This is a genomic window from Gardnerella washingtoni (assembly GCF_049262705.1).
Lineage (GTDB): Bacteria > Actinomycetota > Actinomycetes > Actinomycetales > Bifidobacteriaceae > Bifidobacterium > Bifidobacterium vaginale_D.
In genome coordinates, this window is sequence record NZ_CP058398.1 from 1,561,606 (window position 1) to 1,581,474 (window position 19,869).

Annotated in this window: 16 protein-coding genes, 2 rRNA genes and 1 pseudogene; 12 read left to right on the forward strand and 7 right to left on the reverse strand. The window is 43.2% G+C overall.

What is annotated here, in order from left to right; genetic code table 11:
• The first annotated feature begins 84 nt into the window (after window positions 1–84).
• The 4 genes and pseudogenes from HXT28_RS06165 to HXT28_RS06180 all read left to right on the forward strand — a co-directional run.
• A 23S ribosomal RNA gene (locus HXT28_RS06165) occupies window positions 85–3,146 on the forward strand.
• 178 nt (window positions 3,147–3,324) lie between these two features.
• Window positions 3,325–3,441: ribosomal RNA gene (gene rrf, locus HXT28_RS06170) — 5S ribosomal RNA — on the forward strand.
• An 839-nt stretch (window positions 3,442–4,280) separates the two neighbouring features.
• Window positions 4,281–5,000: a nitroreductase family protein gene (locus HXT28_RS06175; protein ID WP_422113710.1), complete on the forward strand. Its 720-nt coding sequence runs from the start codon at window positions 4,281–4,283 to the stop codon at window positions 4,998–5,000.
• A gap of 127 nt (window positions 5,001–5,127) precedes the next feature.
• Window positions 5,128–5,283: pseudogene (locus HXT28_RS06180) on the forward strand (helix-turn-helix domain-containing protein); the annotation flags it as partial.
• Between the two features lie 179 nt (window positions 5,284–5,462).
• On the opposite strand, the gene HXT28_RS06185 reads toward HXT28_RS06180, so the two are convergent.
• The 3 genes from HXT28_RS06185 to HXT28_RS06195 all read right to left on the reverse strand — a co-directional run bounded on the left by HXT28_RS06185 (window position 5,463) and on the right by HXT28_RS06195 (window position 7,824).
• Entirely contained in the window at window positions 5,463–5,834 is a 372-nt protein-coding gene (locus tag HXT28_RS06185) for a hypothetical protein (RefSeq protein WP_004112863.1), read from the reverse strand.
• Between the two features lie 161 nt (window positions 5,835–5,995).
• A complete protein-coding gene (locus tag HXT28_RS06190; RefSeq protein ID WP_016637503.1) occupies window positions 5,996–7,156 on the reverse strand; it encodes a hypothetical protein in 1,161 nt (386 codons plus the stop codon).
• Window positions 7,153–7,824, reverse strand: coding sequence for a response regulator transcription factor (locus tag HXT28_RS06195; RefSeq protein ID WP_016637504.1), 672 nt, complete (start codon window positions 7,822–7,824; stop codon window positions 7,153–7,155). The genes HXT28_RS06190 and HXT28_RS06195 overlap by 4 nt, the downstream gene beginning before the upstream one ends.
• Window positions 7,825–8,300: 476 nt before the next feature.
• On the opposite strand from HXT28_RS06195, the gene HXT28_RS06200 reads away from it, so the two are divergent.
• The 5 genes from HXT28_RS06200 to HXT28_RS06220 all read left to right on the forward strand — a co-directional run bounded on the left by HXT28_RS06200 (window position 8,301) and on the right by HXT28_RS06220 (window position 12,347).
• Window positions 8,301–9,203, forward strand: a complete 903-nt coding sequence (locus HXT28_RS06200) for an efflux RND transporter periplasmic adaptor subunit (protein WP_064347674.1) — start codon at window positions 8,301–8,303, stop codon at window positions 9,201–9,203.
• On the forward strand, window positions 9,200–9,910 hold the full coding sequence (locus HXT28_RS06205) for an ABC transporter ATP-binding protein (RefSeq protein WP_064347677.1): 711 nt from the start codon (window positions 9,200–9,202) through the stop codon (window positions 9,908–9,910). Before HXT28_RS06200 ends, HXT28_RS06205 begins: the two co-directional genes overlap by 4 nt.
• Window positions 9,894–11,105, forward strand: coding sequence for an ABC transporter permease (locus tag HXT28_RS06210; RefSeq protein ID WP_064347678.1), 1,212 nt, complete (start codon window positions 9,894–9,896; stop codon window positions 11,103–11,105). Before HXT28_RS06205 ends, HXT28_RS06210 begins: the two co-directional genes overlap by 17 nt.
• A gap of 27 nt (window positions 11,106–11,132) precedes the next feature.
• On the forward strand, window positions 11,133–11,657 hold the full coding sequence (locus HXT28_RS06215; protein ID WP_064347680.1) for a hypothetical protein: 525 nt from the start codon (window positions 11,133–11,135) through the stop codon (window positions 11,655–11,657).
• A gap of 276 nt (window positions 11,658–11,933) precedes the next feature.
• Window positions 11,934–12,347, forward strand: a complete 414-nt coding sequence (locus HXT28_RS06220; RefSeq protein WP_422113395.1) for an XRE family transcriptional regulator — start codon at window positions 11,934–11,936, stop codon at window positions 12,345–12,347.
• Window positions 12,348–12,443: 96 nt separating this feature from the next.
• Here HXT28_RS06220 and HXT28_RS06225 read toward each other — a convergent pair whose 3' ends face one another.
• Both HXT28_RS06225 and HXT28_RS06230 read right to left on the reverse strand, forming a co-directional pair.
• Entirely contained in the window at window positions 12,444–13,703 is a 1,260-nt protein-coding gene (locus HXT28_RS06225; RefSeq protein WP_422113396.1) for an MFS transporter, read from the reverse strand.
• Between the two features lie 128 nt (window positions 13,704–13,831).
• Window positions 13,832–15,358 carry an aminotransferase class I/II-fold pyridoxal phosphate-dependent enzyme gene (locus HXT28_RS06230; protein ID WP_422113397.1) on the reverse strand — a complete coding sequence of 509 codons (1,527 nt, stop codon included), beginning with the start codon at window positions 15,356–15,358 and terminating at the stop codon, window positions 13,832–13,834.
• A 344-nt stretch (window positions 15,359–15,702) separates the two neighbouring features.
• On the opposite strand from HXT28_RS06230, the gene HXT28_RS06235 reads away from it, so the two are divergent.
• Entirely contained in the window at window positions 15,703–15,960 is a 258-nt protein-coding gene (locus HXT28_RS06235) for a hypothetical protein (protein WP_016637512.1), read from the forward strand.
• A 32-nt stretch (window positions 15,961–15,992) separates the two neighbouring features.
• Here the strand turns inward: HXT28_RS06235 and HXT28_RS06240 are convergent, their stop codons facing one another.
• Window positions 15,993–16,775: a nitroreductase family protein gene (locus HXT28_RS06240; RefSeq protein WP_422113398.1), complete on the reverse strand. Its 783-nt coding sequence runs from the start codon at window positions 16,773–16,775 to the stop codon at window positions 15,993–15,995.
• Window positions 16,776–16,867: 92 nt separating this feature from the next.
• The gene (locus HXT28_RS06245; RefSeq protein ID WP_422113399.1) at window positions 16,868–17,323 is read right to left on the reverse strand and encodes a DUF4235 domain-containing protein; all 456 of its coding nucleotides are present in this window, start codon (window positions 17,321–17,323) and stop codon (window positions 16,868–16,870) included.
• Window positions 17,324–17,497: 174 nt separating this feature from the next.
• Between HXT28_RS06245 and HXT28_RS06250 the strand changes: the two genes are divergently transcribed.
• On the forward strand, window positions 17,498–18,223 hold the full coding sequence (locus HXT28_RS06250; protein WP_422113400.1) for a histidine phosphatase family protein: 726 nt from the start codon (window positions 17,498–17,500) through the stop codon (window positions 18,221–18,223).
• A gap of 250 nt (window positions 18,224–18,473) precedes the next feature.
• Window positions 18,474–19,820: an ABC transporter substrate-binding protein gene (locus HXT28_RS06255; protein ID WP_016637516.1), complete on the forward strand. Its 1,347-nt coding sequence runs from the start codon at window positions 18,474–18,476 to the stop codon at window positions 19,818–19,820.
• The last annotated feature ends 49 nt before the right edge of the window (window positions 19,821–19,869 follow it).

Genomic DNA, 19,869 nt, shown 5'->3' on the forward strand with positions numbered 1-19,869 from the left:
TTGGAGTCGCTTGATCGTTTTGTGATCGTTTAGTGTGATGATTTTTTGTCTAGAGAATTTTGCTGATGGGTTCTTGCTTTAGTGTTTGTCACTGGTAAGGGCGTATGGTGGATGCCTTGGTAGACAGGACCGATGAAGGACGTGACGGGCTGCGATATGCCTCGGGGAGCTGCCGAGTGGGCTTTGATCCGAGGATTTCCGAATGGGGAGACCCGGCCACTGTTATGAGTGGTCACCACAGTTTTGTGGGGGGTACGCAGGGAAGTGAAACATCTCAGTACCTGCAGGAAAGGATACTCCGTGAGTAGTGGCGAGCGAAAGCGGATCAGGCTAAACCGGGTGCGTGTGATAGCCGTCAGGTGTTGCGCATTCGGGGTCGTGGGATGGACTGTTCAGCCTCTGACGGGGTTGAGGAGAGTGATAAAATGTCGTGCTAGGTGAATGGGATTGAATTCCCAGCCGTAGAGGGTGATGGCCCCGTAGCTTGTCGTGCGATGTCTCTTTATGTTTATTCCCAAGTAGCGCGGGACTCGTGGAATCCCGCGTGAATCTGCCCAGACCGTTGGGTAAGCCTAAGTATTCCTGTCTGACCGATAGTGTACTAGTACCGTGAGGGAAAGGTGAAAAGCACCCCGGGAGGGGAGTGAAATAGTTCCTGAAACCGTGCGCTTACAATCCGTCGGAGCCTTCTTTGTGGGGTGACGGCGTGCCTATCGAAAAATGAGTCTGCGAGTCAGTGGTATGTGGCGAGGCTAACCCGGGTGGGGGAGCCGTAGCGAAAGCGAGTTTTAAAAGGCGTTTGAGTCGCATGTCCTGGACCCGAAGCGGGATGATCTAGCCCTGAGCAGGTTGAAGCGCGGGTAAGACCGTGTGGAGGACCGAACCCACCTAGGTTGAAAACTGGGGGGATGACTTGGGGTTAGGGGTGAAAGGCCAATCAAATTCCGTGATAGCTGGTTCTCTCCGAAATGCATTTAGGTGCAGCGTCGTGTTATTGCTTACAGGGGGTAGAGCTACTGGATGCTTGCGGGCCCATACCGGGTACCAATAGCAGCCAAACTCCGAATACCTGTTAGGTTTATCACGGCAGTGAGTCGGCGGGGGATAAGCTCCGTCGTCAAAAGGGAAACAGCCCTGATCGTCGTCTAAGGTCCCGAAGCGCGTGCTAAGTGGGAAAGGATGTGGAGTCGCATAGACAGCCAGGAGGTTGGCTCAGAAGCAGCCATCCTTGAAAGAGTGCGTAACAGCTCACTGGTCTAGTGGTTCCGCGCCGACAATGTAGCGGGGCTTAAGCACGCCACCGAAGACGCGGCTGCATGAATTTTGTTCATGTGGGGTAGGAGAGCGTCCTGTATGGGGTGAAGCGGCAGTGTGAACTTGTCGTGGACTTTACAGGAGTGAGAATGCAGACATGAGTAGCGAGAGACAGGTGTGAATCCTGTCCGCTGAATGACTAAGGGTTCCGGGGCCACGTTCGTCGTCCCCGGGTGAGTCGAGTCCTAAGGCGAGGCCGACAGGCGTAGTCGAATGGATGAACGGGTTGATATTCCCGTACCGGTGTTACACCGTTCGAACTGAATCTGAGAGTACTAACCTTCATTTGCTGGTTGATTTCCTTTCGGGGTTGTTGGCTGGTTTGTGTTGGGACTGTATCGGTAGTAGGTTAGCGTGGGAGTGACGCGGGTAGGTAGCCGGCTGCGGAGGTGGTTTTCCGTGGCTAAGCGTGTGGGCTGTCTCCTAGGTAAATCCGGGGGATGTTTAAGCTGAGGCGTGATGGGTAGGCTGTAAGGCTGATTCCGGTGATCCTGCTTGCCGAGAAAAGCTTCAACGTGAGGTGTGATTCCGCTCGTACCCTAAACCGACACTGGTGGTCTGGTAGAGTATACCGAAGCGATCGGGCGAATCCTGGCCAAGGAACTCGGCAAATTACTCCCGTGCCTTCGGCATAAGGGAGACCCTTGATGGTGATATGGTTTTACGCTGTTGAGCTGTTGGGGGTGGCACAAGCTAGGGGGTAGCGACTGTTTACCAAAAACACAGGAGCGTGCGAAGGCGTAAGCCGCTGTATACGCTCTGACGCCTGCCCGGTGCCGGAAGGTTAAGAGGATCCGTTAGCTTCGGTGAAGCGGTGAATTTAAGCCCCGGTAAACGGCGGTGGTAACTATAACCATCCTAAGGTAGCGAAATTCCTTGTCGGGTAAGTTCCGACCTGCACGAATGGCGTAACGACTTCCCCACTGTCTCGGCCAGGAGCCCGGCGAAATTGCAGTACGAGTAAAGATGCTCGTTAAGCGCAGAAGGACGAAAAGACCCCGGGACCTTTACTATACCTTGGTATTGTCGTTAGGTGTGGATCGTGTAGCATAGGCGGGAGGCTGTGAAGCGTGGGCGCTAGCTTGCGTGGAGTCGACAGGTGAAATACCGCTCTTTCCATATCTGGCGTCTAACCTCGACACGTTATCCGTGTTAGGGACAGTGCCTGGCGGGTAGTTTAACTGGGGCGGTTGCCTCCTAAAGAGTAACGGAGGCGCTCAATGGTCCGCTCAGCCCGGTTGGCAATCGGGTGTTGAGTGTAATCGCACAAGCGGGCTTGACTGTGAGACTGACGGGTCGAGCAGGGACGAAAGTCGGAGATAGTGATCCGGTGCCGGCGTACGGACGTGGCATCGCTCAACGGATAAAAGGTACCCCGGGGATAACAGGCTGATCATTCCCAAGAGTCCATATCGACGGGATGGTTTGGCACCTCGATGTCGGCTCGTCGCATCCTGGGGCTGGAGCAGGTCCCAAGGGTTCGGCTGTTCGCCGATTAAAGCGGCACGCGAGCTGGGTTCAGAACGTCGTGAGACAGTTTGGTCTCTATCCTCTGCGCTCGTTGGAATGTTGAGGAGACCTGCCCATAGTACGAGAGGACCTGGGTGGACGAACCTCTGGTATGCCGGTCGTCACGCCAGTGGCGCTGCCGGTTAGCTACGTTCGGAAGGGATAACCGCTGAAAGCATCTAAGCGGGAAGCCTGCTCCAAGATAAGCATTCCTTGCACTTGAGTGTGTGAGCCCCCATGTAGAACACGTGGTTGATAGGCTAGACGTGGAAGCCCTGTAAGGGGTGGAGCTGACTAGTACTAACGGGCGATGGTGACATTCTTCCTCACTTTTATTGGTGGGGAGGGTGAGTTTCTGTGAGTATTTTTCTTCTAGCGTTAATGAGTACTGAATGTTTTGCTTAACGATCGGTTGGTAAAAGAGTTTTTATTCGCGTTCATGTCCGGTTCCCTAACCGCCACGTGTTGCCACTCACGGTTTGTGAGTGTATAATTTAGTTTTGCGGTGGTCATGGCTCAGGTGAGACGCCCGGTCCCATTCCGAACCCGGAAGCTAAGGCCTGACACGGCGAGGGTACTGCACTCGATAGGGTGTGGGAGACTAGCACGCTGCCGCATTATTCTTCTAGCGGGGAACTTGATTGTTCCCCGCTTTTTTATTATCCGCATACCGTTTTTCGGGGTTATAGGCTGAAAAGTGTGTAAAACTATGCTGATGAATATTCTGTGGCATAAACTAGCCCCAGTACTGTTAAAAACTCAGTCAATGCACTGAGTTAGTAATGGTAATCACTCAAATATTGTTAAAACTCAGTCAAGTATTTTAAGAAAGTAACGGTCATATGTTACTGGTGCAGTACGTAATCTGCGTTAATAACGAATAATTGCTATTTAGCGTTACTCGCGCAGTACGCTATCTGCGTTAATAACGAATAAGTGGGGTTATATGTTACTGGTGTAGTACGTATTCTGCGTTAATAACGAATAATTGCTATTTAGCGTTACTCGCGCAGTATGTAATCTGCGCCAGTAACAAATAAGCAGTACCACTCGCGCTTTAAATCGCAACGCGAAAGCAGGTCGTCAGCGCACACAGAACACAACCGAATTACCAATGAACTACCACGCGAGCCTGCCCTGCCTTCGTCAATCGAGACGAAAGCAGACCTCGCTTGCGTTGAAAGCACACCGTGCTTTCAACCCTGAGCAAGCTCAGCGAATCGAAGTGACTTCTCGCGCATTATGCAGCTCGAAGTCATCGATTCGCAAATCAGCCGAACGGCTATGCCGTGAGGAATAAGCGCTCAAGCACGTCGTCAGCGCAAATGGAGCGTAGAGCGAGGGTTAACCCTCCAAACACGAGGAAAAACTTACGGCAAATGTGGTCAAAATCTGCCGAAACGACTACAAACTCTGAAAAGTACTGCGTGCGTATTTGGTGCGATATACTAAAAGACATGACTACACAAACTTTTGAAGCACTCGCAAAGTCGCGATTTTCTGCACGTGATTTTCTAAATAAACCAGTCGATTCTAAAATACTTGAAACTATTTTGCAAACAGCTGCACAATCGCCGAGTTGGTCTAACACTCGTGGCTACATGCTTGCTATTGCTCAAGGAGAACTAAAGCAGCAGCTAATCGACTCATATGTGCAAAAATGCAAAGCAATGTTTCGTACTAAAGACGCTACCCTTAGCGAAGAAGAGCGCCTTATAGCCCAGAAAATGAGCCAGCCGGATGGAGATTTTCCTGTAATGGCTCCGTATCCGCAATCACTTAAAGAGCGCAGCGCTCGTTTAGGGTTGGCGTTGTATAAACATCTAAATATTGATCGTAAAGATTTTCCTGCTCGAAATGCTCACACTTTGCGCAACTTCCAGGCGTTCGGTGCGCCAGTTATGGGATTTGTGCTTGTTCGTCGCGATTTTCTGCCGTTTGCTGCGCTGGATGCTGGAATTATGCTGCAAACGTTACTGTTGGCTGCTAAAGAGCAAGGCGTAGATTCATGCCCGCTTGGCGTTCTTGCCACGTGGCGTTCACCGCTTGACGAAGTATTCGACATTCCGCCGGAGTATGCGCTGATTACTGGTTTTGCGCTGGGATATGCGTCTGAAGCGCACGTAAATGCTTTCCGCGCGGAGCATCCGCCAATCGAGCTTGCGCAAGAAAAGTGACTTTGCATAAACCAATCTATCTTGCAAAACCCAAAGTACTTTGGAAAATATCAGATAGAAGTGCGCACATTGCGGTTATGGATTTATACGATTTTTATATGCAATGCCTATTTACTTAATTGATAAATTAGATGCAAAATCGGCAGCTATAAAAACTCAGCAAGAGGCATCTAGGCTTATGCGTGAAACGGTTCGCATACTAAGGAATCAGGGCTTGACGGTTCGTGATGTTGCAGAGCTTACGGGGGTTACTCCGCAGCGAATAAGTTCGATTAAAGCTTAGTGATTTAATGCAATATGCTTTAGTCTCTGAGCAAATCAGTCGCTCAGTAGTGTATAAACTTTATGCAAAACAAATCATTAACAGATAAATAATCAAAGGCCAAGTCGTAGGATGCATGTTTACAGCTTGGCCTTTGAAAATTGCGATATGTTTTAAGTTAAAATCGCAGTCTAATGCTTTTATTTATTCTTGGCAATTCCAAGAGCTTTTGAACTTTCATCCTTATCAAGGCCTATAAATAAAAGCACGATTATGCCAATAATCAGCGGAACATAACCGTATCCAGATCCGTGGATTATGCCAAATATTTCCATAAGCCCATTTGCTATTACGGCTAGTGAAGATACTATAAAATATAGTTGCGCGCACCACGGTTTTTTAATGAGAAACATGGTTGCAAGACCAAATAATCCAGCGATAATTTGAGGCACTCCCCATAGATAATCATTACGCATTACAATCAGCGCAATTCCGCTAGCAAGAAATACACCATTGGCTATTGTCCAAAATACGGATGGAATTTGTGCTTTTGTATCTTCTAAATTACTCATATTCTTCTCCTTCTAATACAAGAAAATAATTGTGTATATCAAACCTTGACAATTTATAAATTAATGGCGTGCTAAAAGGTAAACAATATCTTGTATATGAAAACCTTTACAAATAATTACTATCTAAAACTGCTTAAGATTCATTAATCTTTTAAACTGAATCAGTAAGGCATACTATCTATATAGTTATGTTTATTTTTTAAAGGTATAACTGCATTACATTCCCAATACTTACCAAAGGCTCGAAAATAGAGTGAACCGCCTAAATGCTTTATGGTATCGCGATGAAGCAGAAGTCCTTTTTGAGATACTGAACGAATTGCATCTTTACTTTTCCTGTCCAAAAATCGAACATTGAACTGTTTTATAACAATTTGTTTTTTACGTATCGAAATTCTGATGTAATAAACTAAAGAAGCATATTTTCGCATGTTCAAATATAGTTCTTCGATTAATTCAATAACTTCACAGATGATTTCATCGTTAATATTTTCAGGAATATCGTTACCAGATATATTGCATATGGATCTTCCTTTTAATCCACAAGATGTATTGATTGAGTCGTTCATTTGTAGTGTATCTTCAATGTGTTGAATGAACTCGCTTCGAGCATCTTGCTTAGCAGTATTTCCACGTAGAATGTCGATAATATTATGACCTTCTTCAAAAGCCTGATCTGCCAAATCATTTATTGCCTCAATAGCACTTCGCTGTTTTTTAGAAATAGACTTGTCAAGTAATGCTATTTTACTTTGTAGTGCAATATCTGCAATCTTATTAGTTAATCTATCGTGCATTCGCACAGCCAGATGAAGATTATTAATTGTTTGCTTATCTTTTTCATAAAGAACCATTTTTTGGTGAGAAATGCGCAAAATAATACCAGTGCAAACGCAAAATATATTTATTAAAAGGTAAGCAATAAGATACTTGAAAGACAAAGTTGATAAGTATCGGTATGCAACGTAGTGTAATGCATCTATTACTAAGAATAAAGGTAGTGTAAATTGAATCGGATATAAATACGAAATAAAAACAAATGATATGATGAGCCCGAAAGTTACTGGTGGAAGATTCAGACTAGGAATAACAAGAATGCTGAGGTGTACAAAAATATAGCACATGCTCATAAAATGCGGGAGCAAGCAAAGAAACAAATTTATAGCAGCAAGAATCATGTAAACTATGACAAGTTGTATTGTGCTATTGTCGCTATTTGAGTAAATATATGCATCCATTGTGCTCGACAAACATCCCAATAGTAAAAATGTTTTATTGTCAATAATCTTTTCTCGCAAACGACGCATTAAGAAAATAATCATTGTGTATCATTTCCTAAATATTCATCATGCAGCCATGTGGTAATAAGTTGTGAACGATTTGTCACATTCAATTTTTTGAACACGCGACGAAGGATAGTTTCCACAGTACAAGTTTCAACAAATAAACGTTTGGCGATTTGCGCATTAGTCATGCCTTTACTGCACAACTTTATAATTTCAGTCTCATGATTCGTTAAAGCAAGGCGTCCATTTTTTGGCTTATTTTGCAAACGCTGAAATGCTGTCGTCGTGTCGTCAAAATGAAAATCTCCTATTATTTGTGGCTTGAACGTGCTATGGGCAATACTGCTAAGCATGGCGCAAATAGTTTCTGGGTGGTTCTTTCCAACAATGCCTTGCGCGCCTGCTGTTGATGCTTTTAAAGCATAATCGTTGATAGGGAATGAAGTTATAGCAATTATTATTGGGAGTGAGTATCTTCTTCGCAATTCGTATAATATTTTAATTCCCGAAACTCCAGACATATACATGTCAATTAGCAGCACGTCTGGGCATTGATTTTGACAAAACTGAATTGCTTGATCGGCGCACGTGGACAACCAGCAAATGTTGCAGGACGGAACAACCTGTTCAATATATGTTTTTAGGCCGTGTAGACAAAAACAATCATCATCAACAATGCCAACAGTAATATGCTTTGCTATCATATTGCTCCTTTAGAAAAGCATTATTTAAGTAATAATAGTACTTGAATTTGTATGATGAATATCTTGTCTAGGAAAACCTTTACAAAGCAGATTGTATAAAGGTAGTTGCTTGGAGCTTACGGGGGTTACTTCGCAGCGAATAAGTTCGCTTAAAGCTTAGTGATTTAATCACAATGTGGTTGAGGCTATGCGCAAGTAAGTCGCTCGGTAGTGTATAAACTCTATGCAAAATAAATCATTCTCTGGTATTACGCAAGCTCCAATAATCATAAATAAAATCATCATTTAGTGTGATGCAAACTCTTTACGGCGATTATAAGCTATTAACCAAAAGCTGAAATTCTAAATGAAGTGGTAATCATAAAAGCGTTAATTGCAGCATTACCGAGCCCTTTATTTATTTTGGATCAGTTTGAGAGGCTCGTTGCAACGCATTCTATGCGTTTACGAGTTTGGTGAGTAAGGAGCTTTGTGTTATGCGTAAGTTTACGAAAGCACTCTTGTTAGCTGCTCTGCCAGCGTGTTTGCTTACTGCATGCGCTGGTAGAGCAGTTGATAATAGTCAACAGCAGGCATCACATGATTCAGTTCCACTTGTTTCAGTCAAAAAACAGCCTTTAACACAAGTTGTGTCGGGTAAAGCAGCAATAGAACAATCGTCTACCTTTGTTATCACTGCTGTAAGTAGAGGGAATTTTTCTCCATCGGTAAAAGCAGGAAGTGCTGTAAAAGCTGGAAGTGTTCTAGGCTACAATGCTGGTAACAAAATTATTGCTCCCGTAGACGCTAAAGTTGTGTCAGTAGCTGAATCATCTGCGGACGTGCCTAAATCTTTCCCACTATTCACTCTTAAATATGAAGGTTTTTCAATAAGCCTTAACGCAAAAGCTTTACTTCGTTCTGCGGATATTACAGACGTTAAAGGTCGCTTCCAAGTTGAAGATGGTGTTGGACCAACCAATTGTTTGCAAATAGTACAAAGCGGTGGAACTTCTACCGATGTTGCAGCCTCGGGTAGTAGCAAGAATGATAATGCTGATTCGACTCAAACAGATGAGTCGAGCGCGCAAAGTACACCTAGTGTATCGTCAAAAGTTTTAACGTGTTTAATAGATAAAAGCACAGAAGTAGAATCAGGCCAAAATGCGACGCTTGTTTTTAATGGCAAGCATAAACAATCGGTTCTAACACTGCCTGTTAGTGCGATTGCTGGAAGAGTCCAAAAAGGCTTAGTCTCATACAAGAAAGGCGATAATTGGGAGCGTAAAGAAGTTGGTCTTGGAATCAGTGACGGCGCTAATATTGAAATTACGTCTGGCTTGCATGAGGGTGATGTTGTAGCAGGTGTTTCTCCTGATCTCATTCCAGGAGTGCAATGATTATGGGAAACAATCCTGTTCCACTGGTTGAACTACAAGACGTGTCAGCGCGTGTAAAACTAGGCAATGGCGAATGGCTTACCACTGTTAACTCTGCTTCTATGTTACTTAATCAAGGTGAAACATACGCGGTAGTTGGTAGGTCTGGTTCCGGCAAAACAAGTCTTATTTCTATTATTGGATTTTTGAATAAAAATTTTACTGGAAAATACTATTATTCTGGCAAGTCAATCCAAAAGTGTAGTGATACTACAGTATCGCATATGCGCGCTAGAAATATTGGTTTTGTTTTCCAAAACTATTCGCTTATTAAGCATTTAAGCATTAGAGAAAATGTTGAGTTGCCGCTTTTGTACGCAGGGCTACAACAAAGCAAGCAGACAAGAAGAAAAACGATAGAAGAAGCATTATGTGCTGTTGGATTGCAAGATAAACTAAACGAATACCCTGGAAGTCTATCAGGCGGTGAACAGCAGAGAGTTGCGATAGCGCGTGCTCTCGTTACTAATCCCGAATTACTTATTTGCGATGAGCCAACTGGTGCGCTCGATAGTAGTACGGGAGAAAAAGTGCTTCAAGTGTTGCATGATCGTGTTCAAGAATCTGGAACAACATTACTATTAGTCACTCATGATATGAAAGTGGCTCGTTCTTGCTCTCATATTTTTACTATGGAAGGCGGTGTTCTTTATGATTATGCTGCTTAAAGATTTGCGCCTGTCTCCTATGAGATCCTTCCTCACAGGTTTTTCAATGTTTATAGGCATCATTGCTGTTATTGCGTCAGTGCTTATTGGCACGGTTGGTAAGGACTATCTTATTGCAACTAACGAACAGCTAAACGGTCGTAGACCAACATACGAGATTACTTTTTCAGCACAAAATTTTGACGAATATTCAGTATTTAACAAATTCTTAAATCGCATTGAATCCGCAAATCGTAACGCTAACGTTATGTTACAACCAAACGCTGGACTACTGTTTAGCGCTCCTATGCCAGCCTCGGAGAGTGTAAAAATAAGCAAAGAATATAAGACCAGCAATCTTCAATATGTTGACGCTGTTTACACTACTGCAGGATACAACAAAGTTTATAACTTACCTATTGTAAGTGGAAGATGGTTTAGTAATAGCGCTAAAAGCAACGCATTAGAAATGGTAGTAAACCAATCTGCTAGCAAAAGATACAAGATTGGTGAAGTAGCATTTATTACTTCTCGCAAAACAACACAAATAAGTCCTATAAGGATTGTTGGAGTTGTGAACGATGGCGTAGACTCAGCAAAAGTATATGTGAATATTCTAGGATTATTACGTTACGCTCCGACTCTTTGGGAATATTCTGGAAAAGAAGCTCAAGGCTCAATCTACTGGTTGAATAAAGAAAATCGTTCTCAAAAATCAATTAAATCTTATGTTTCAGATGCTCTTTATGACTGTTGTGGTGGACAAGTAAACGAAATTAGAAGACATGATAATAGTGATGATTACGAGAATGTGATAACAGTATTGCAATTAAGTTTTGCTATCGTAGCAGCATTATTGCTTTTTGTTTCTGCGTTAGGTTTAATCAATATTGGTTTAGCATCGTTGGAGCAGCGCACACATGAACTGCTTATACGCAGAGCTTTGGGTGCTACTAAATGGTCGATTGCTTCACTCGTGTTAGGCAGTGCGATTATTTTAGCGCTGATAGTTTCGATTGCTGCTGTCGCTGTTTCTTTTGGTCTTGTGTCTATAGCATCAAGTTTTTGGGATGCAGCAAGCCCAGTTAGTCCGCCAGTTTACCCATATGAAGCTGCTATTGGAGCTGTTATTGCGGCTTTTATTACAGCGCTTGCTGGAAGTGTGGTGCCGGCAATAAAAGCATCGCGTTTACAGCCAGCATTAGCATTGCGTTAATTTTCAAAAAATAAGAAAGAAGGAATAATGAATAATCATACTGTTGGTAAAGCAACTCTTATTATTGGTGTGCTTAGTGCGCTTCTTATGTTTAATGCGTGTGGAGGAATAGGCAACAATAATGCGAGTGGTGCTGGTGATGCGCGCTCGCAAAATAGCTCACCTAGAGAGACTGTTGATTTTGCTCATATAGAGAAGGAATATCAGGAGTCCGTTGCAAAGCTTAGTTGGCCTGAAAAATATAAAGCTCCTGCAAACTTGGTTGGAGAAGAAAAAGACAGCCAGTTCCAGAGTGGATATGGTGATACGCAAGCATCTAATTATTATCAGTGTGCTTGGGAACGGCAATGGCTAGACACGTATGCTAGTGATGAACAAGCGGCAAGTAAAGCTTTGCATGAGCTTGAAAAAGTGCCTAGCATGCCGTTTATGGGTCCAGATCGTTGTGATGATGCAACGCGAAACTTTTTCAAAGAGCACATGCGTAAAGCAAAACTAGGAGATCCGTCAGGATTCCAACAGGATGTGCAAACTAATTGTCCTGTGATGTAATTGCATTTGTATAGTTTCATTGTGCTGATTTTGTATGCAATGCCTATTTACTGAATTGATAAATAGGCATATACTTATATGTGTGAAGCGAAGAGAGTTGGAGAAAAGACTTAATCAGCTTGCAAGAAGTATTAATAAACAAATAACTTGGACTGAGGACGGTAATCATAGCAAAGTTTGCATTGGTGAATTTGCTACTACTATTCCGAGGCATAATGAAATCAATGAACTTACTGCTAGAAGCATTATTAGATATTTTGAAAGGAATCTGCAAGCATGATAGAAACAATTGGTATTACTGAGCATGATAATGCAATGACTTGTTTGCCAATAGTGACCGCTATAGCTCGCAGATGCGATGGCTGGTGGGCTATAGAAGTGCCAGAAATACCAGGATTATTTACTCAAGTACGTAGGCTTGATCAGGTTGCAGCAATGGTAAAAGACGCTGCTGCAACGTTAAATGTTAAAGTCAATGGCGTGAAAGTAACTCCGAAGCTTAGTGAGCAAGATGAGCTTATGCTTCAACATATGCTAGATGCAAAATCTGCAGCTATAAAAACTCAAGAAGAAGCGTCTATGCTTATGCGTGAAACAGTTCGCATACTAAGAAATCAGGGATTGACTGTTCGTGATGTTGCAGAGCTTACGGGAGTTACTCCGCAGAGAATAAGTTCTCTTAAAGCTTAGTAACTTAATGCAATATGGTTGAGGCTTGACGATAGTTGAGTGAAGAATGCCGTGTGTGCTTTATAGCTTCATTGTGCTTTCGCACTAAATAGCTTGTTATATGCTTCTTTTTACCCATGTTGATGGTGTCCAATAATCTTTGGTAAGCATTGATGGGTATGTTTGTTTACGAGTTTGAATAATCCATAAGGCTATACCTGTTGAAACAAGTATTACGCCAGAAGCAATCATTATGAATAATGATGAATTTAGATTTCCCCATGCTAGTACGCTTGCATACCCTACGATAATGCCGCATTGCTCCATAATAGAAGTAAAAGTAGTAGTTGCGCCGAGAATGTGTGTTGGTATGCCGTCGAGAAGAGCTGTTTGCCCATAGACGATGGTTGTGTCAAAAATAATACCCGCAATGAAAGCAGAGCAAAGAAAAAGAGCAATCCAGTTATTAAGTGCGAAAATAAGTAAAGGAATAGAAAGGAATCCAGGTAATAAAATAGAGTATAAAATCTCATAATGTAGCACAATATATTTGCATAATAGCGAACCTACAATCATACCAATGTTAAATATGCTGACTATTGATCCCCATGTGGATGCCGAATGAAAAAGTGTGAGACAATGGTGTGCTCCCATTAGTCTGAATGCAGCAAGCCATGAGCCTGATTGTAATGCTGATACTACTCCTAAGACTATTAACCATGGTGTAGATTTCATATAGTGTAGAGAAGCTGCAAAACCAGCAGTTTTATTGCTTCCTGTTTTATTGTTTGCGCTATTTTGTGTTTGCTGGTTTAGATTAACTAACAGTAGAGGTAGCGCCGCTAGTATCATCACAATAGCAATGCTCGTAAAGAAAATGAGCGGATTACATATATCAACAAATATGCCAGTAATCGCAGGTGCAGCAAGCCTGCTGAGATTAATCCACATGCGCATGCTTGCTAAAAATTTGGTTTTTTCGCCAGTCGGTGCGCTATACGCCATCAATACTTTTTGATTAGGCGAAGAAAATGCAGTAAAGAACCCAAATATTATGCCGAGTAGTGTAACCGTAATAGCAATAAGATTATGCTGTGCTACTAAAGCGAAACCGTATCCAGTGCACAACAAGGCAAAGCAGAACGTTAGCGCTATAAACAATCTAGTTGGTGGATATTTATCTGCGATAATGCCGCCAAGCGGTGCTGCTATGCAGGTCATAAGTGCTACGGACACTGCGTTAAGCGCCGCGTGAGATAAGTCGACATGTATTAAAAGGTATAGGTTTACGCCAAATCTACAGCTTGTTATAAGAAAGGCATTAAGCGATAAAACGGATATAATCAAACCCGATCGTACTCGTGCTGCAGCGTTCATTACTTACTCTTCTTACTTTTCTTTCTTTCTTTCATATTCTGAATGATATATGCCTATTGATATGTACACCTTTTTCTGGACTGCGAGTGTAATGAGTATTCTGTTGCAGTTTATAGCAGGAGTTGCAGCTACTGGCGATAGTAGGAGAGGAAGTTGGAGAGTTTGCCCATTGCGTCGCGAAGCGTTTGCAAGCGCGGCAGGTAAACTACGCGGAAGTAGCCTGGAGTCTCCCAATTAAAGCCTTTTCCATGCACAATCAGCAACTTCTGATTGCGTAGCAAATCAAGCGCAAACTGTTCGTCGTCGTGAATGTTGTAGCGAGCAGGATCGAGCTTTACAAACATGTAGAAAGCAGCGTCTGGACGTTCAACGCTTACGCCATCCATCTCCTGAAGTGCGTTATAGCAATACTCGCGCTGCTCATACACGCGACCTCCCGGCTCCAAATATTTCTCAACGCTTTGGTATCCGCCTAAAGCAGTTTGAATAATCGACTGTGCAGGAACGTTCGAGCACAAACGCATATTAGACAGCATGTTAAGACCCATAATGTAGTCGCGAGCCTTGGATTTATCTCCAGAAAGGCTCATCCAACCGATGCGGAAGCCAGCAATCATATGCGACTTAGAGAGTCCGCTAAAGGTTACGCAGAACACGTCTGGAGCGAGAGAAGCAATCGAAATATGCTTCTTGCCGTCCATAACAAGACGGTCGTAAATCTCGTCCGCAAAAATAATTAGATTAAACTCGCGCGCAATCTTAACAATCTCTTCCAAAACTTCGCGACTATACAGCACGCCCGTAGGATTATTTGGGTTAATAATCACGATTGCTTTAGTACGAGGCGTGATTTTAGAGCGAATATCGGCAATATCTGGGTACCAATGCGACTTTTCGTCACACATGTAGTGCACAGGAGTGCCTCCTGCCAAGCTAGCGCACGCAGTCCACAACGGATAGTCTGGGCTTGGAATAAGAATCTCGTCGCCGCAATCAAGCAGCGCTTGCATAGAAAGGTTAATCAGCTCGGAAACACCGTTGCCAGTGTAAATATCTTCCATTTGCACGCCTGGAATGCCCTTAAGCTGATCGTATTGCATAATCGCTTTGCGCGCAGAGAAAAGTCCGCGGCTATCCGAGTAGCCTTCGCAGTCAATAAGCTGCTGCTGCATGTCGTAAATCACTTCGTCTGGAGCGCGGAAACCAAAAGGCGCAGGATTTCCAATGTTGAGCTTTAAAATATGCGTTCCGTTTGCTTCCATGCGGTTTGCTTCTTCAACAACAGGGCCGCGAACATCGTAAAGCACGTGCTCAAGTTTGGTGGATTTGTTGAAGGTTCTATGTTTGAGTGTTTGGGAAAGTTCAGCTTCTGTAAGCTGTGGCTGATTTAATTGTGATTCTTCTGCAGACTGGCAGTTTTGCTCGATTTTTGCGCAAGAATGACCGCCTCTGATTCCATCGCCGCTGATTCCAAGAATTTCAGCTAGCATGTTACGTACGTCTTTGCGAGGCTCAGTTTTGCCGCTTAAATACTGGCTTAACTGGCTTTTGCCAAGCTTATGGCCGTTTTTTGCAGCAAGCGCGATTACGTCAATCTGCTTATAGTTTTGTGTTTTCATAGCTTTCTTAAGCTCATCAGCAAAATTCTGTGCCATAATCTTTCTTTCTCGTAAAATCAACATTTATAAATTGAACAAACCGACAACAAACTCATGACAAAATTCACAATAAAGTTCAAAATATAAGTATTAAATTGAATTATTTGCCTAATGCTAGTCGAAAAAATTATTTTTGTATAGTATTTTTTCAAAAAATGACGAAAAATAGTAAAAAATAATAAAAAAACAGTAGGAAAATTGAACTAAAGTATAAGAAATTGAATTTATTTTGAACTTTTGTGAATGTGTTTGGCGGCTTAAGCTTATGAATGCTGCGTGATTCTGCGCTATTGTACGTAGTATGTAGAAGCTCTGTTAGGCGGTTTGCTACCATAAAAACCATGTATTTCTTTACTCCGAAGCGCTGCGAATCTACCCAAAAAATCATGTATAAGAATAAAGGGCAGGCTCTTATGGCAGCGGAGCAAAGTTTGCGAGAGCGCGGCGCGCAGTTATGGGTGTACGCCTGTGAATATTGCGGCTGCTGGCATTTGACGCATAAAAACCCGGTGGATCGCATGTATTCGGATATGCGCTCGCCGGCTGCAAGCACAAAGCCTAAATCTAGAAAGCGCGGGTATAAGCCAAGACGGCGCTAATCCAAGACGTCGTTAAGCTAATGCTGCGCTAATTACGCAACGTTAAATCCCTGCCTTGCAACTTGCTCAACATCCTCTGCCTCATGTTTTTTCGCACTATTATCCGTTGCCAACGCAACAATTTGCGCACTAAAAGCATCAACTGGTCTGCTAGCATTTCGCAAATCGTAATATTGATGCACGCGAGCGTCAAAATCTGCAATATTTTCTAGTAATTCAGCATCATCAGCAGGGTAGCGGTTCTCAAAAATCTGCATTTTTGTACTCATTCGCGGCTTTAATTCCGGATTTTGCGCAGGCTTACCAATTGCTAAGCCGAGTACAGGGTACGTGTATTCAGGCAAATTCAAAATATCAATAAGCTGAGTTCTACTGTTCAAAATTGAACCAAGAATTACACAGCCAAGCCCCAAAGATTCCGCAGCAGTTTCCATTGCGTGAAGCGCCAAAATAACGTCATTTTGAGCTTGAGTAAAGCGGTAACGAGTTTTAAGCATAAATTCGTCAGTATCGGCATCTACGCCATTTTTTCGCGCAATTGCAGCATTTCTGTGCTGATCAATAATAAAAACGTACAGTAATGGAGCTGTAGCAATATACATTTGATTGCCGATTTCGGAGAGCTTCTGCTTAATTGAGCTATCCGTAATTTTAATCGCTGACCAGTCGTTCAAAAATTGGCTGCAAGCAGCGCGCTGAGCCACGGTTTCAAGAGTTGCGACTGTATTTTCGTCAATTGCTTCGTTGCAGAAAGCGCGAATAGATCGGCGGTTCAGTAAAGTATCAATAGTTTCGTTGTGACGTAAGTTTGGCACGTTATTCTTATCCCCTACTATTTCTTATTATTTCGACTATTTTTCGATTATTATTTCGATTATTTATGCATGTTCAGTTCATGTATTCAAAATTAGAATTTATTTTTTCTAAACTGACGTTTTCTTTGCCTTCGTACAATATAAGACAAGGTTCCGTGGCTTACTAAGCGACCAACAATCGTAGTAAGGATTGCAGAAAATACTGCAAAACCAATAGACATTAGCAACGGCTCTTCTTCCTTAACACGCTGCTTTTGCACAATTTTTTCTTTAGAAAGATTGTTAGGACGATTATTAGAGTTTACATTGATTTTTCTCGTATCAACATGTTTTTTCCATATTACGTGCGCAATCTGTCCAGCAATAAACGTTGCGAAAGAAGGAAGCGCAGCTTTAAGTAACGAATCTCCTAAAGTATTTGGGTTTTTTAATCGGCGCTCGCGAAGTGCGTCAATCTTATGATTGGCTGCATTAAGTCGTTGAACGGTAATTTGAGCCGCGCGATGGCTTCTTGCGGATTTATTATTTGCCGATGGTAATTGCGTCATATTTCTCTATGGTAGTGGTAACGAAATACCAATTTTGGCGGTACCATAGAACAGTAATCTTGATTTGTGGCAAAGCGGCTGCATGTTAGGAGATGCTTATGCGAAGATTATTCGCGTTGTGTAGCGTCCAGCGCGATAACAGGGTACATGGCGCTTGTGAGGAACGTGAAAACTATGCAGAATAACGGTACTCAGGAATCATCTCATAAAAAGTGTGTAAACCTAGAGTTGGCAAAACGGGGAAATTTAGTGCTGCTTAGACATGGCCAAACTGCTTGGAGTGTTTCTGGCCAGCATACTGGGCGTACAGATTTACCGCTTACTGACGTTGGTATGCAGCAAGCATGTGATGCGGGAGAACGTTTGCGTGAGGCGTTCCCTCAGGGCTTTGACCCAGATTGCGTATTGGTGAGTCCGCTTCGCCGTGCTCAGCAAACTGCACAACTTGCAGGTTATGTTACGTATGAGATTTGTAGGAGCGCATTAGAGTGGGATTATGGTGGTGCTGAAGGTCGCACGCGGGGTGATATTGCGGCATTAAGCGGTGTTGACGCATGGGATGTATGGAAACATGGTCCTCAAGTTCTTCCGTCTCATATGATTAGTGACGGCCAAGAGGTTCTTCCTAATGGCGAAGCTGTGGATATACACCGAACTTCCGGAGAAAGCCTACAAGAGGTTTCAGATCGTACACAAAAAATTATTGATGCTGCTATGCCGCAATTAGCACAAGGTAGAAATGTACTAGTTGTTGCACATGCGCATGTATTGCGTATACTTACTGCGCGTTGGCTTGGCGTAAATCCAGATTTCGCACGATTGCTTCGTCTAGATACTGCACATTATGCTGTGTTAGGTGAATATAAAGGTGACAATGTAATTGTGCATTGGAATTGCTAGATTCTGCGCAGTAGTGAATACAGCAATCGTTTGTTGCGTGAATATGAACACATGACATCAAAAATAAAATATTATGAAGATTTGCAACGGAATTATAACTGCATATCATTTATTACTGCGACACGCTTTAATTGAGTTATGCCATCGTTTGCAATCTTCCGCAAGTTGAGGCATAATAAGTATTGTCGATAAGGACACCTAGCGGTGTAGCAGTCCGATGGTGAGATTGCTAGCATAGGAGAAAGGTTCGATGATGAATCGTACGATTAAGTCAACAATTGCATTGGTAGCTTGCTCAGCGATGGCGTTTGGTGCGCTCGCAGCTTGCGGTTCCTCTTCCAGCGATAAAGCTGCTGAGAAGGGTAAGGTTTACTTCCTGAACTTCAAGCCAGAAGCTGCTAACCAGTGGAAGGAAGTTGCTAAGGAATATACCAAGAAGACTGGCGTTCAGGTAAAGGTTCAGACCGCTGCTTCTGGTACATATGAGCAGTCTTTGAAGAGTGAAATCAGCAAGGGTGATGAAGCTCCTACACTCTTCCAGATTAACGGTCCAGTTGGTTATGCAAGCTGGAAAGATTACACGGCTGATTTGAAAGATACAGAACTTTATAGCCAACTTCAGAACAAGGATATTGCTTTGAAGGATGGAGATAAGGTTGTTGGTATTCCATACGCAATGGAAACCTATGGCTTGATTTACAACAAGGCTTTGCTGAAGAAGTATACCGAGCTTAAGGATGCTAAAGTAAAGTCTGCTGAAGAAATTAATTCCTTCGATAAGTTGAAGGCTGTTGCTGACGACATTCAGAAGCATAAGGCTGATCTTGGTGTTGATGGCGCCTTCACTTCTGCAGGTTTCGATTCCAGCTCTGACTGGCGCTTTAAGACCCACCTTGCAAATCTTCCTCTGTACTACGAGTTCAAGGAAGATCACGTTACCAAGCAGCCTGCAAAGGTTAAGGGTACGTTCCTTGATGGTTACAAGAAGATCTTCGATCTTTACATCACTGATTCCACCACTCCTGCAACTCAGCTCAGCTCCAAGACTGGTGAAGATGCAAACTCTGAATTCTCCCAGAACAAGGCTGTGTTCTACCAGAATGGTACTTGGGCTTGGGCTGACCTCTCCAAGGCTGGCATGAAGGCTGAAGATCTTGGAATGCTCCCAATCTACATTGGTGCTAAGGGTGAAGAGAAGCAGGGCTTGGCCACTGGTTCTGAGAATTACTGGTGCATCAATGAAAAGGCATCTGACGCCAATAAGAAGGCTACGAAGGACTTCTTGAAGTGGCTGCTTACCTCTGAAGCCGGTAAAGATGCTTTGTCTAAGAAGATGGGCTTCACAACTCCATTCAAGAGCTTCGCAGACATTAAGTCCGACAATCCATTGACCCAGGCTGCTGTTGAGGATGCAAAGTCCGGTAAGACTCCAGTAAGCTGGAACTTCACTGTCATGCCATCTGATAACTGGAAGAATGATCTTGGTTCTGCTTTGCTTGAGTACGCTCAGGGCACTGGCAAGTGGGATAAGGTCAAGACTGCATTCGTCGACGGCTGGGCTAAGGAATATTCTCAGGCTCACGAAGATGAGGACTAATTTAGTTTATAAATAAATTAAAAAATAGGCGTTACTCCTGCTGACGTAA